Annotated in this window: 12 protein-coding genes and 1 riboswitch; of the genes, 4 read left to right on the forward strand and 8 right to left on the reverse strand. The window is 65.9% G+C overall.

From position 1 onward, the window contains the following. Positions 1–105: 105 nt before the first annotated feature. The 7 genes from BG023_RS04560 to crtY all read right to left on the reverse strand — a co-directional run bounded on the left by BG023_RS04560 (position 106) and on the right by crtY (position 7,377). Positions 106–2,001: an acetyl/propionyl/methylcrotonyl-CoA carboxylase subunit alpha gene (locus BG023_RS04560; protein ID WP_069311128.1), complete on the reverse strand. Its 1,896-nt coding sequence runs from the start codon at positions 1,999–2,001 to the stop codon at positions 106–108. Further along, positions 1,998–2,471 carry a nuclear transport factor 2 family protein gene (locus BG023_RS04565; RefSeq protein WP_069309407.1) on the reverse strand — a complete coding sequence of 158 codons (474 nt, stop codon included), beginning with the start codon at positions 2,469–2,471 and terminating at the stop codon, positions 1,998–2,000. Before BG023_RS04565 ends, BG023_RS04560 begins: the two co-directional genes overlap by 4 nt. Positions 2,472–2,587: 116 nt before the next feature. Next, entirely contained in the window at positions 2,588–3,553 is a 966-nt protein-coding gene (locus BG023_RS04570) for a phytoene/squalene synthase family protein (RefSeq protein WP_069309408.1), read from the reverse strand. Between the two features lie 11 nt (positions 3,554–3,564). Then, positions 3,565–4,146: a TIGR00730 family Rossman fold protein gene (locus BG023_RS04575; protein WP_069309409.1), complete on the reverse strand. Its 582-nt coding sequence runs from the start codon at positions 4,144–4,146 to the stop codon at positions 3,565–3,567. After that, a complete protein-coding gene (locus BG023_RS04580) occupies positions 4,143–4,559 on the reverse strand; it encodes a hypothetical protein (protein WP_069309410.1) in 417 nt (138 codons plus the stop codon). The genes BG023_RS04575 and BG023_RS04580 overlap by 4 nt, the downstream gene beginning before the upstream one ends. Next, positions 4,556–6,103 carry a phytoene desaturase gene (locus BG023_RS04585; RefSeq protein WP_190315833.1) on the reverse strand — a complete coding sequence of 516 codons (1,548 nt, stop codon included), beginning with the start codon at positions 6,101–6,103 and terminating at the stop codon, positions 4,556–4,558. Before BG023_RS04585 ends, BG023_RS04580 begins: the two co-directional genes overlap by 4 nt. Positions 6,104–6,114: 11 nt before the next feature. Next, positions 6,115–7,377 (reverse strand): lycopene beta-cyclase CrtY, encoded by a 1,263-nt coding sequence (gene crtY / locus BG023_RS04590; RefSeq protein ID WP_069309411.1) that lies wholly within the window; start codon positions 7,375–7,377, stop codon positions 6,115–6,117. Between the two features lie 147 nt (positions 7,378–7,524). On the opposite strand from crtY, the gene BG023_RS04595 reads away from it, so the two are divergent. Continuing rightward, positions 7,525–8,478 carry a MipA/OmpV family protein gene (locus BG023_RS04595; protein WP_190315810.1) on the forward strand — a complete coding sequence of 318 codons (954 nt, stop codon included), beginning with the start codon at positions 7,525–7,527 and terminating at the stop codon, positions 8,476–8,478. A gap of 19 nt (positions 8,479–8,497) precedes the next feature. Here BG023_RS04595 and BG023_RS04600 read toward each other — a convergent pair whose 3' ends face one another. Further along, positions 8,498–9,241 carry a DUF2059 domain-containing protein gene (locus BG023_RS04600; protein WP_069309412.1) on the reverse strand — a complete coding sequence of 248 codons (744 nt, stop codon included), beginning with the start codon at positions 9,239–9,241 and terminating at the stop codon, positions 8,498–8,500. Between the two features lie 177 nt (positions 9,242–9,418). Between BG023_RS04600 and BG023_RS04605 the strand changes: the two genes are divergently transcribed. The 3 genes from BG023_RS04605 to BG023_RS04615 all read left to right on the forward strand — a co-directional run bounded on the left by BG023_RS04605 (position 9,419) and on the right by BG023_RS04615 (position 12,156). Continuing rightward, the gene (locus tag BG023_RS04605) at positions 9,419–10,699 is read left to right on the forward strand and encodes a metal-dependent hydrolase family protein (RefSeq protein WP_069309413.1); all 1,281 of its coding nucleotides are present in this window, start codon (positions 9,419–9,421) and stop codon (positions 10,697–10,699) included. Positions 10,700–10,718: 19 nt separating this feature from the next. After that, the gene (locus BG023_RS04610; RefSeq protein ID WP_069309414.1) at positions 10,719–11,480 is read left to right on the forward strand and encodes a sulfite exporter TauE/SafE family protein; all 762 of its coding nucleotides are present in this window, start codon (positions 10,719–10,721) and stop codon (positions 11,478–11,480) included. 79 nt (positions 11,481–11,559) lie between these two features. Continuing rightward, on the forward strand, positions 11,560–12,156 hold the full coding sequence (locus tag BG023_RS04615; RefSeq protein WP_069309415.1) for a DUF2585 family protein: 597 nt from the start codon (positions 11,560–11,562) through the stop codon (positions 12,154–12,156). A gap of 39 nt (positions 12,157–12,195) precedes the next feature. Beyond that, positions 12,196–12,304, forward strand: a riboswitch (TPP riboswitch). The last annotated feature ends 4 nt before the right edge of the window (positions 12,305–12,308 follow it).

The raw sequence follows: 12,308 nt of genomic DNA on the forward strand, positions 1-12,308 counted from the left end.
CAGGCGCAAACCTAAGCCATTCGTCATCCCAGCGAAAGCTGGGACCTAGTGCGGCAAGCACCGCACCAACAGGCCCTAGGCCCCAGCTTTCGCTGGGGTGACGGGTTACTCTTCGGAAGCCGCAGGCACCACGCGGCACAGCACCGCCTCGACCTGCACCTGCCCACCCGCGCTGACGGTCAGCCCCTCGACCACCCCGTCGAAGGGCGCGGCAAGAGCGTGTTCCATCTTCATCGCCTCGAGCACCATCAGCCGCTGCCCGGCGGTGACGGCCTGACCCTCGGCAACATCGACCGCGATGACCTTGCCCGGCATCGGCGCGATAATCGCGCCATCGGCGGCGGAGGCTTGGCCGGTGCCGTCGTGGCGCGGAACCGTTACAGCGTATGTTTGTCCGAATTCGTTGACCAAAGCGAGATGCCGCATCGGTTCGTCTGTTCGCCTGCCCGATGGAACATCATGATCCAAAGGCGCAGTCGTAAGCTGGCCATCGACCATAACATGCGCGCTTCGTCGTCTCTCGGCGTTCGCTCTAAAGCCGTGCAACCCGCCGTTCCACGGTTCGTCCTCCCAGTTATTGCTATTCCACTGGAGGACATGGAGCGCTTCACCCAATGCCTCCTGCGAGGGTATGGCGGGTGGGATCAGTTCTGCGCCTTTGCGCTCAATGAAGCTCGTTTCGATGCTACCCGACCTGAAGTCGCCATCGTTCGCAGCGCGATAAAGGAAGCCTGCATTCGAACGGATAGGCCAGACATTAATGTCAGCCAGCGTTTCGAGAAGTGAATCGATGGCGGCGAGGCGGTTTGCTTCATGGACAACGAGCTTGGCAATCATCGGATCGTAGAAGGGAGAGACGGTATCGCCTTCCGCAACGCCCGTATCTACCCGGGCGCCCGCCGCGCGACGAGTAAAACATTCCAACCGCCCCGTGCTCGGCAGAAACCCCTTCGCCGGATCCTCCGCATAAAGCCGCGCCTCGATGGCATGGCCGTTGATCGACAGCTCCTCCTGCCGCTTGGGCAGCGGCTCGCCGCTCGCGACGCGCAGCTGCCATTCGACCAGATCGACGCCGGTGATCTCCTCGGTCACGGGATGTTCCACCTGAAGCCGGGTGTTCATCTCCATGAAGAAGATGCGGTCCGCGCGCAGGCCCTCGGACGCATCGGCGATGAATTCGATCGTGCCCGCGCCCTCGTAATCGACTGCCTTGGCGGCGCGCACGGCGGCGGCGCAGATAGCCTCGCGGGTGGCGGCGTCCATGCCGGGGGCGGGGGCTTCCTCGATGACCTTCTGGTGGCGGCGCTGGAGCGAGCAGTCGCGCTCGAACAGGTGGACGACGTTGCCGTGGGCATCGCCGAACACCTGCACCTCGATATGGCGGGGCGAGGTGATCCACTTCTCCAAGAGCACCTCGTCATTGCCGAAGGAGGCCTTGGCCTCGCGGCGGCAGGATTCGAGCGCAGCGGCGAAATCGGCAGGCGCATCGACCTTGCGCATCCCCTTGCCGCCGCCGCCCGCGACCGCCTTGATGAGGACGGGGTAGCCGATGGCCTCGGCCTCTGCGGTGAGGCGCTCCACCGACTGGTCCGCGCCGTCATAACCCGGCGTCACCGGCACGCCCGCGGCGCGCATCAGCTGCTTGGCCGCATCCTTCAGACCCATCGCGCGGATGCTGGCGGGCTTGGGGCCGACCCAGATCAGGCCCGCATCGATCACCGCCTGCGCGAAGTCGGCGTTCTCGGACAGGAACCCATAGCCCGGATGGATTGCATCCGCGCCGGTCGCTTGCGCTGCCGCGATGATCTTCGCGCCCACCAGATAGCTTTCGGCCGCAGGCGAGGGGCCGATATGCACCGACTCGTCAGCCGAGCGCACGTGCAGCGCCTTGGCATCGGCATCGGAATAGACCGCGACCGTCGCCACGCCCATCGCGCGCGCGGTGCGCATGATCCGGCAGGCGATCTCGCCGCGATTGGCGATCAGGAGTTTGGTGATCATTGCGCCGCTCCGCACGAGGAGGTGAGGTGGCTGTAGGTGATGGTCGCGATCTTCCACGCGCCATCGATCCGCATCAGCGTGAAGATGTCGACCCCGCAATGGCTGCGCTTGCCGTCGATAAAGAAGTCGAAATCGGCGCGGACGGTTGCGACGGGGCCATCGACGGTCACGACTTCGCCGTGCAGCGGCTCGGCGACGGGCACGGGGATGCTGGCGATCGAGGCGATGGCTTCGCTCAAGGGCGCGAGTTCGACATGGTCGGCTCCGTCGCGCTCTTCGACCATGGCGAGCAGACCCGGTTCGGTAACCTGCGCCTCCATCGCGGCGGCATCTCTGGCGGCAAGGCCGCGCATGAAGGCCTCGACCGTGGCGAGCACGGCGGTTTCTTCGGGAGTGCGCGCGGGCGCAGGTTCGGCGGCGAGCGGCGCGGCGGCGAGGAACGCGGCGGCTATTGCGAAAATGGCTTTCATGCCAGTGGGATTAGCCCGACTTGGTTGCAAAGGAAACCGTCTCACATTCCCCCCGTCCCGGACTTGATCCGGGACCCAGCTCCCTTTCCCCTCGCTCCGAGAAGCGGGGCCCCGGGTCAGGCCCGGGGCGGAGAAGGAGGGCGATAGTCCGCAATCCCCCAGTCAATCCCGCCCTTGGGCATCTTCTCGCGGTTGATCACCGCCGAGAGGAACGCCCGCACGCCGTAGAGCGCCTTCTCGCCCCTCGGCACATAGGTGCGGGTGTTCCATGCATCGGCCCCGCGCGCGCGCACCTTGCGCCCGATCGCGCCGTAGATGCGCGCAGCCGAGAGCACTGCCCAGCGGCTGCGGAAGGGCAGCTTCGCCGCCCCCACGCGCGCCGCCGCCTCGTGCTTTTCCACCAGCGCCACCAGCCGCGCTGCCATTTCGGCGAGCTCCTTGCGGTGGTGCGGCTTGGTGTGCTGGCCGGGCTCGATATCCTGTTCGACCAGCCAGATTTCCGGCAGGTAACACCGCCCCGCCGCATCATCCTCGACGATATCGCGCGCGATGTTCGAAAGCTGGAAGGCAAGGCCGAGATCGTTCGCGCGGTCGAGCGTTTCCTGGTCGTCGGGCGAGACGCCCATCACCACCGCCATCATCACGCCGACCGCGCCTGCCACGTGGTAGCAATAGCGCAGCATGTCGGCCTCGGTGCGCGGGCGCCAGTCTTCGGCGTCGAGCTGGAAGCCGGCGATCACGTCCTCGGCCATCTGCGGGGTAAGGCCCACTTCACGCGCCACCACGCCCAAGGCATCGAAAGCCGGATCGCCGGTCGGCTTGCCTTCGAAGGCGAGCGCGGTGAGGCGGCGGATCAGCGCGAGCCGCTGGCCGAGATCGGACTGGTCGCCCAGCACCCCGCCCATGTCCTGATTGTCGGCAATGTCATCGGCGCGGCGGCACCAGGCATAGAGCAGCCACGCGCGTTCGCGGGTGGCATTGTCGAACAGCTGCGAGGCGGCGGAAAAGCTCTGCGAGCCCTTCTTGATCGTCAGGCGGGCGTGTTCGACCAAAGCCGCGCGGGTTGCTGCATCGACGGCCATTGCGCGGGACCCTACAGCTCCTCGGCCTTCATGTGGAAGATAGGGGTGTGGGGCACATAGGCCTCCATCTTGGCGAGCAGTTCGGCGCAGGTATCGGCCGCGATCAGGATGTTCTGGTGCGCGGGGCGGACGAAGCCGACTTCGGCCATCTTGGCGTTGAAGGCGAGCAGGTGGTCGTAGAAGCCGAAGGCGTTGAGCAGGCCGACGGGCTTGGTGTGATAGCCGAGCTGCGACCAGCTCATCGCCTCCCACAGCTCGTCCATCGTGCCGACCCCGCCGGGGATGGTGACGAAGCCATCGGAAAGGTCGGTGAAGCGTTGCTTGCGTTCGTGCATGCCCGAGACGGTGACGAGTTCGTCGCAATCGTGGTTGGCGACTTCGGCCTTCACCAGATGCTCGGGGATGATGCCGATGACCTCGCCGCCCGCTTCCTTGGCCCCGCGCGCAACCGCGCCCATGAGGCCAAGCTTGCCCCCGCCATAGACGAGGCCGATGCCGCGCTGGGCCAGCTCCGCGCCGACCTCATAGGCCAGTTCGATATAGCGCGGATCTTCGGGCGAGGCCGAACCGCAATAGACGGCGAGACGTTTCATTGTGTCTTGATCTCTGAACTGCAAACCTTGTCGAGCACTGCGCGCATGGGCGAAGCCTCCGGCGCAACCCGGAATTCGCCTTCGGGCAAAGCGGGCATCACCAGCAAGCCCGATTTATCCCGCTTCTCGCCCATCGCCATGACATGGCGCCAGGCGTGCCCATCACAATCGACCAGATAGACGCCCCACAATTCACCAACTTCGTGGTGACCGGTGAACTGCCGCACGAGGATCGTTGCCTTCCGCACCGGATTGCCGAGATAGTCGCTCGACCCAATGCTGGCCGGGTCGAGCAGATAGACATCGCCCGTTTCGGCGGTGACGATTTCGGACCACGCGGTCTTGTCCTCGGCCAGCACGGCGCCCGAGGCCAGCAGCAGGGCCGAACCGCAAGCGAAAGCAAGGCGTTTCACGCACCCACCTTCGCCAGATCCTCCAGCATCAGCCCGGCGGTCGCCTTGGCGCTGCCCACCACGCCGGGGATGCCTGCGCCCGGGTGGGTGCCTGCGCCGACGAGGTAGTAGTTGTCGATCACGTCATCGCGGTTGTGGCCGCGCAGCCAGGCGCTTTGCCACAGCACGGGTTCGAGGCTGAAGGCGCTGCCCATGTGGGCGTTGAGATCGGCCTTGAAGTCCTTGGGCGCGTAGCTGAACTTGGTGACGATCCGCGAATGGATGTCGGGGATCAGGCGCCGTTCCAGCTCGTCGAGGATCATCTTTTCCAGCTTCGGCCCGACCTCGTCCCAATCGAGCGGCATCTTGCCCATGTGGCTGACCGGCACAAGCGCGTAGAACGTGCTCTTGCCTGCCGGGGCCATGCTCGGATCGGTCACGGTCGGGTGGTGGAGGTAGATCGCGAAATCTTCCGGCACCACGCCGTTCTTGTAGATGTCGTCGAGCAGGCCTTTGTAGCGCTTGGCGAACAGGATCATGTGGTGCGGGATGCCGGGCCAGGTGCCCTCCAGCCCGAAATGCACCACGAACAGCGAGGGCGAGTAGCTCTTGCGGTTCAGCGACTTCGCCATCTGGCGTCCACGTTCGCTGCCCGACAGCAGGTCCTTGTAGGAATGCATGATATCGGCGTTGGAGGCGACCGCATCGAACCGCTGGCGGAAGCCGCTCCTGGTTTCGACCTCGGTGGCCTTGGCGCCGAGCGTGTGTACCTGCACCACCGGATCGCCGACGCGCATCGTGCCGCCGAGCCGTTCGAAATGGCGCACCATGCCCGCGATCAGGCGGTTGGTGCCGCCGCGCGCCCACCATACGCCGCCGTCCTTCTCCAGCTTGTGGATCAGGGCGTAGATCGACGAGGTGTTCATCGGGTTGCCGCCCACCAGCAGCGTGTGGAAGCTCAGTGCCTCGCGCAGCTTGGGATGTTCGACATAGCTCGACACCATCGAATAGACCGATCGCCAGGCCTGTTCCTTGATGAGCGCGGGCGCGGCTTTGAGCATCGACTTGAAATCGAGGAACGGCACGGTGCCGAGCTTCAGATAGCCCTCGCGGTAGACACGTTCGGAATATTCGAGGAAGCGCGCATAGCCCGCGACATCGGCGGGGTTCAGCTTGGCGATCTCGGCATTGAGGCTCGCCTCGTCGTTCGAGTAGTCGAAGTTGGTGCCGTCGGGCCAGTTGAGGCGGTAGAAGGGCATGACCTTCATCAGCTCGACATCTTCGGAAATGTCGTGGCCGGTGAGCTGCCAGAGCTCTTCAAGGCAGGGCGGATCGGTGATCACGGTCGGGCCGCCGTCGAAGGTGAAGCCGTCGCGCTCCCAGAAATAGGCGCGGCCGCCGGGCTTGTCGCGCGCTTCGATCACGGTGGTGGCGATGCCGACCGATTGCAGCCGGATGGCAAGTGCCATGCCGCCGAAGCCCGATCCGATCACGCAGGCGCTGCGACCGGCATAGCGTTCGGCATTGGCGGGGTGGATTCCTTTTGCACCGGCGGTGTTGATCATCACGTCGGCGTTCATGCCGGAGTCTCCATCTTGAAAGGCTTGGTGTCGAGCGGTTTGCCCGGGAAAAACAGCGCACGCATCGCGCGTGGAATAGCTACGGGCGGCTTGCCGGTAAGGATGCGCAGGCGATCGGGCCAGGTCGAACGACCGGCGTAGAACCGTTCCACCAGCGCGCCGCGCAGTGCATAGAAATGTTCGAACACCACCACCCGCTTGTGCGGTTCGGCGGCCTGGAACAGCATCCGGCTGAGAACCCGGTAATAGGCGGTCGCCCGCCAGTGGCGCTTGGCGCGGCGGTGGCAGAAGGCGGCGAGCTCCGCGCCCGAAACATCGGGCCGGGCTGCAATCAGCCGCGCGATGGCGAGCGCGTTATCGACCGCGAAGGGCAGGGTGTAGCTGGTGAGCGGGTGCGAGAATCCGCCGCGCGCGCCTGCCAGTGCCACGCCGGGGATCGCCACTTCAGCGAGGGCGGCATTGAAATCGCCGCCGGAAACCACTGGCAGGATGCCCGCTTCCTGATCGACCACTTCGCCCTTCCACCCGTTGCGCCGGGCATATTCGGCGACCCGGCCCTTGAGCACTTCGGCGTCCATCTTGGGCTGATCGGCGTAATAGGTGTCCTCGATGAACACATCGGTTTCCGACAGGGGGAGGACATAGACGAAGCGGTAGGCAGCCTCGTTGCCATAGGGCGCGACCTGATCGACGCTCGCATCCATGATCACCGGACGGGTCAGGCCATGCGGCTCTTCGCAGCGGAACTGCTGGCCGAGGAATACCTGCCAGCCACCGTTCAATGCCTTGGACGACTTGAACGCGCGGCAATCGATCACATTGCGTGCAGCCAGCCGCGTGCCATCCGCCAGCGTGACCCCGCCCGCATCGAGGCTGGCAACCTTAGTGCCCAGCCGCACGCGATCGGCGGGAAGCTCTTCGGTCAACGCACGGTGGAATTCCGCGCTGGCGAGCGAGCGATAGGACGTCGGCAGGGTGCGCGAGAGGCGCGGGAAGGTGATGTCATAGCCTTCGTCCCACCCGTTCAGCGTGAAGCCCGCCATCAGATCGCGTTCGTGTGCGAGAATGTCGGTTTCGAACCAGCTCCAACGGTGATGCCCGCCGAAGGTGCGTCCGGCCTCAATCACAAGGAAACGGCAGTCCGGTGCATGGCGGTGCAGCGCGAGCGCAATCAGCCCGCCCGCGAGCCCGCCGCCGACGATGATCACGTCGTGGGGCGCAGCTTCGGGCGTGCCGGGGTTTGTCGGTGAATCGACCATTGTTTCGTGCCCTAGGCGAGGGCGAGGCGAACGGCAATCTTCGCGGTTGCGAAAGAATGTTGCAACATATCGTGAAACCAATATGGGATGCACGCATTGGCTTGTTCAAACCCCCTCCCGACTGGCCCCACAACACAGGATCGCATCATGACCTCCCGCATCGTTGCTGCGTCGCTTGCCCTTGGCTTCACCGTATTTGCCGCCGCTCCGGCGCTGGCCGAGGGGGAGGGCAAGGATGCCGAAACTTCCATCGAGACTGCCGAGGTCGCCTTGGACAGCCAGCCTGCGCCTGCTCCTGCCGCGCCGCCGCGCCCCTTCACGCTCGCCAAGCCGGTGTTCGACGAGACCTGGGCGACCATCGGTCTCGGGGTGGGCATGGTGCCGAGCTATGCGGGGTCGGATGATTATATCGCCTTCCCGCTGCCGCTGATCGCGGGCCGGGTGGGCGGCGTTGGCATCAGCCCCAACGGGCCGGGCTTTGTGCTCGATCTCAATTCGCCCAAGCCCGCCTTCGGACCGCGCAAGGGCGCGCGCATCGCCTTTGGCCCGGCGTTCCGCTTCCGCAATGATCGCAACAACCGCATCAGCGACGATGTGGTGGCGCGGGCGGGCAAGCTTGATGCGGCGCTGGAAGTGGGCGGCAATGTCGCGGTCAGCTTCCCCGGCGTGGTCAAGCCGTTCGATCAGCTCACCATCGGGGTGCAGGCGCGCTGGGATGTGCTGGGCGCGCATGAGGGCATGATCGTCGAGCCGCAGGTGAGCTACCGCGCCCCGATTGGCCGCGCCTTCGTGCTTCAGGCGCAGGCGAGCGCCGAGTTCGTCGACGACAATTTCGCGCGCTATTACTTCACCGTAAACCCGGCGCAGGCGCTGGCGACCGGCCTGCCGCAGTTCAATGCCGCTGGCGGGCTGAACCGCGTCGGCACCACCGCGATCCTGTCCTACGATCTTGATCGCAATCCGCTCAACGGCGGGTGGAGCATTTACGGCGTGGGCGGCTATTCGCGGCTGGTAGGCGACAGCGCCGACACCCCGTTCACGTCGCTGCGCGGCGATGCCAACCAGTTCATCACCGGACTGGGAGTGGGCTACACCTTCTGAGTGTGCGCGGGACCCGGCGTTACTTCTGGAAGCGCCGGGTCAGCACATCGATGATGACGGTTTCGATCTGCTTCTGCTCGTCTGCGGTGAGCTGTTCGTTTTCCATCTGAACGCGGATTTCCTTCACCGCGCCGGTCAGCCGGTTGAGCTTGAGCAGCGCCGGATTGGCGAGCGCCATCTTGCCCATTGCGATCATGTCCTCCTCGGTCATCCCGCCGACTGCGGCATTGACCGCGCGGTCGAGATCGGCATCGACATTGTCGCGCGAGACCGTGCCGGTCGAACCGGCTGCGGCGAGCGTATCGGTCGGCACATAGGTGCGCGACAGGTTGCCCATCAGCTTGCGCCCCAGATCGGAGCGATAGAACGCCGCAACGGTGGTCGCTTCCTCGGGCGTGAAGGTGCGCGCGAACAGCGCGATATTGGCCGGGCGGTAGAGCAGCCGTACGCGCTCGCTCTGCGCGGTGAAGACCGGACGAAGGCCGCTAACGATCTCCTCGATCACGCCGGGGCTGGCCGCCTCGGCCTGGGCGAATTCGGGCGTGGCGGCAAACTGGGCCGACATGGCCGACATCGCACTTTCGATCACCTGGCGTTGATCGACGGCCTCTTCCATCGCCGCGTAGAGATCGGCGTAGGCGGGGTGATCACGCTGCGTAAGGGCGGCTGGCGGCTTGTCCTGCGCCTGTGCGGCGGGGGCGAACACCGCCGGTGCAGCCAGCGTCAGGGCAAGAGCAACGCCGTAGCGGCGCAGAGCGGACATTCGGATCATTGCGGAGCACCCCCGGCGCTGGTTTTCTAGCCCGAAGCATAACCTCCGCACCGGTGCCACCCAAGCGAAATGTATGATCGCGCGCGATTTTTGCAGGCGCGCTTGCCTCCGGCGCGCGGGAGGGCCATCAATCCTGCCAGAGCACCAGAGGCAAAGGGAGAGACGTTCATGCGGGCATTGCACAACAGGCTGATTGCGGGGCTGGCGCTGGCCGGCACGATGCTATCGGCACCACTTGCTGCCGAGACCGTGGCGATCCGCGCGGGCAGCGTCATCACCGATGCCGCGAGCGAGCCGAGCGGCCCGGCGACCATCCTGATCGAAGACGGCAAGATCGTCTCGATAACCCCCGGCACCGCGCCCGTCGCGGCCGACCGCCAGATCGACCTCTCGGGCAAGACCGTGCTGCCGGGCCTGATCGATCTCCACACCCACTTGACCGGCGATCCGGGCGGCGATTTCTGGAAGGAAGCGACCGAGCCTGACGAATGGGGCGTGGTTGTGGGGGCCAAGAACGCGCGCCTCACTGCGCTGGCGGGCTTCACCACGGTGCGCGAGGCAGGGAGCGGTCAGGATACCGCCTTCTCGCTGCGCCGCGGCACCGCCGAGGGCCTCGTTCCGGGGCCGCGCATCATCGCCGCCGGCCCGGCGCTGGCGATCATCGGCGGACACGGCGACGTCAACGGCTTCCGTTCCGAAGTGAACGAACTGCTCGACTCGGGCTTTACCTGCACCGGCGCGGTCGAATGCGCGGCCAAGGTGCGGCTCGCCAGCCAGAACGGATCGGACGTGATCAAGATCACCGCCACCGGCGGGGTGCTGAGCCAGCAGGGCCGCGGGCTCGAGGCGCACTTCACCTTTGAGGAGATGAAGGCGATCGCCGATACCGCACACTCGCTCGGCCTCAAGGCAATGGCCCATGCCCACGGCGCGCGCGGGATCGAGCAGGCGGCGCGGGCCGGGTTCGATTCGATCGAGCACGGCACCTATCTCGATGAAGCTGCCGCCAAGGCGATGCGCGAAAACGGCACGGTGCTGGTACCGACGCTGATGGCGCTCGAAGGCGTGTCGGAAGGGCTGGGTAAGGGTGTCTATACCCCGACGGTGGAAGCCAAGATCCGCGCTGTGCAGCCGCTGATGGCGACGCTGGTGAAGCGCGCGCGGCAATATGGCGTGACGGTGGCCTTCGGCACCGATGCGGGCGTGTACCAGCATGGCCGCAATGCCGAGGAACTGGCGCTGATGAAGAAGCAGGGCATGACCGATCGCGAAGTGCTCGCCTCGGCCACGACGGGCGCTGCCAAGGTGCTTGGCATGGACAGCCAGATCGGCCGCCTCGCGCCGGGCTTCTCGGCGGACATCATCGCGGTCGACGGAAACCCGCTCGCCGATGTTACTGTGCTGGAGGATGTCGACTTCGTGATGGTGCGCGGGCGGGTGATCGAATAGCGGACAGGGGGCAGCCGGCATGGGACCAGAAGCTCTTGCGCTGGCGGCGCTCGGCGGGGCGCTGGTCGGGCTTTTGCTGACCCTGTTCGGCGGGGGTGGATCGGTGCTGGCGACCCCGTGGCTGATCTACATCGTCGGCGTTGCCGATACCCATGTGGCGATCGGCACCTCGGCAGCGGCGGTGGCTGTCAATGCGATCGGCGGTCTGGTCGGGCAGGCGCGCGCGGGGCAGGTCAAATGGCCCTGTGCCGTGGCCTTCGGCCTATCGGGACTGGCGGGCTCGCTTGGCGGAGCGGCACTGGCGCAATCGGTCGATGGCAAGGCGCTGCTGTTCTGGTTCGCCTGGGCGATGATCGCGATCGCGGTCTCGATGCTGATCCCGCGCAAGGATGAAGGCGATCCGGCGGTGCGGCTCAACCCGCCGATGGTGCTCAAGCTGGTGCCGGTGGGGCTTGCGGCAGGCTTTGCCGCAGGGTTCTTCGGCATCGGCGGAGGCTTCCTGATCGTGCCCGGCCTGATGGCTTCGACCGGCATGACACTCGCCAACGCAGGGGCATCCTCGCTGGTGTCGGTTGCGCTGTTCGGCGGGGCGACGAGCGCGAGCTATCTTGCCGCCGGGCAGTTTTCCTGGCCGGTGTTCGGCGCGCTAGTGGCGGGCGGCGGCGCGGGCACGCTGGCGGGCTTGCCGCTGTCGCGCCGCCTCGCCTCGCGCGCGGCGCTGGGCCGCCGAATCTTCGCGCTGATGGTGATCGGCGTGGCGATGATGATCCTGCTGGGCTGATCTGGACTTGCACAGCTTTGTCGGCCTTCCGCTCGCCGCCCGCTTGCCAAGCGAGCGCCTGCGCGGCAGCTAAAGCCTTATGGGCACGCTTATTCCCGATCGCCGCGCGATCATCGCTTCGTTCGCCATCGCCATTATCGCCATCGGTGTCCTGCTGGCGATGGGCCGCGTGCCGATCCGCGAATGCGGCTATGTGAAGCTGTGGCACGGGCAGATCAACGATGGCGGCAACAGCCAGCACATCGCCAACTGGTACACGCCCAGCCACATCATCCACGGGATGATCTTCTACGCGTTCGGCTGGTGGATGTTCGTGAAGCGCGGCTGGGGCGGAGCGACGGCGTTTCGCTGGGGCCTTCCGCTGGCGGTGTTTCTCGAAGCGGCGTGGGAAGTGCTCGAGAACACGCCGATGGTAATCAACCGCTTCCGCTCGGTCACCGCCAACTGGGGCTATACGGGCGATAGCGTGCTCAATTCGGGCGCGGATATCGTGTGGATGGCGTTCGGCTTCTGGCTCGCGTTCCGGCTGCCGGTGAAGGTGACGATTGCGCTCGCGCTGATCGGGGAGCTGGTGGCGGGCTATGTGGTGCGCGACAATCTGACGCTCAACGTCATCATGCTGCTGTTCCCGGTCGATGCTATTGCCCAATGGCAGGCGGCGGGCGGGGTGGCCTGACACCGCACTGGACTTGGACGCGCGCCCGGCCTAAATCCGTCGCCATCCCCGGGGAGCACGCTTGTGCTGAGAGGTGGGTGTAAGCACCCCACGACCCGTCGAACCTGAACCGATTAGCATCGGCGGAGGGAGTGGGCGGCCACTTGTTTTCC

The organism is Porphyrobacter sp. LM 6 (genome assembly GCF_001720465.1).
Classification (GTDB): domain Bacteria; phylum Pseudomonadota; class Alphaproteobacteria; order Sphingomonadales; family Sphingomonadaceae; genus Erythrobacter.

Coding starts and splice junctions, on each gene's coding strand:
- BG023_RS04560 (WP_069311128.1), bottom strand. CDS start 2,001: ATGATCACCAAACTCCTGATCGCCAATCGCGGCGAGATCGCCTGCCGG.
- BG023_RS04565 (WP_069309407.1), bottom strand. CDS start 2,471: ATGAAAGCCATTTTCGCAATAGCCGCCGCGTTCCTCGCCGCCGCGCCG.
- BG023_RS04570 (WP_069309408.1), bottom strand. CDS start 3,553: ATGGCCGTCGATGCAGCAACCCGCGCGGCTTTGGTCGAACACGCCCGC.
- BG023_RS04575 (WP_069309409.1), bottom strand. CDS start 4,146: ATGAAACGTCTCGCCGTCTATTGCGGTTCGGCCTCGCCCGAAGATCCG.
- BG023_RS04585 (WP_190315833.1), bottom strand. CDS start 6,103: ATGATCAACACCGCCGGTGCAAAAGGAATCCACCCCGCCAATGCCGAA.
- crtY (WP_069309411.1), bottom strand. CDS start 7,377: ATGGTCGATTCACCGACAAACCCCGGCACGCCCGAAGCTGCGCCCCAC.
- BG023_RS04595 (WP_190315810.1), top strand. CDS start 7,525: ATGACCTCCCGCATCGTTGCTGCGTCGCTTGCCCTTGGCTTCACCGTA.
- BG023_RS04600 (WP_069309412.1), bottom strand. CDS start 9,241: ATGTCCGCTCTGCGCCGCTACGGCGTTGCTCTTGCCCTGACGCTGGCT.
- BG023_RS04605 (WP_069309413.1), top strand. CDS start 9,419: ATGCGGGCATTGCACAACAGGCTGATTGCGGGGCTGGCGCTGGCCGGC.
- BG023_RS04610 (WP_069309414.1), top strand. CDS start 10,719: ATGGGACCAGAAGCTCTTGCGCTGGCGGCGCTCGGCGGGGCGCTGGTC.
- BG023_RS04615 (WP_069309415.1), top strand. CDS start 11,560: ATGGGCACGCTTATTCCCGATCGCCGCGCGATCATCGCTTCGTTCGCC.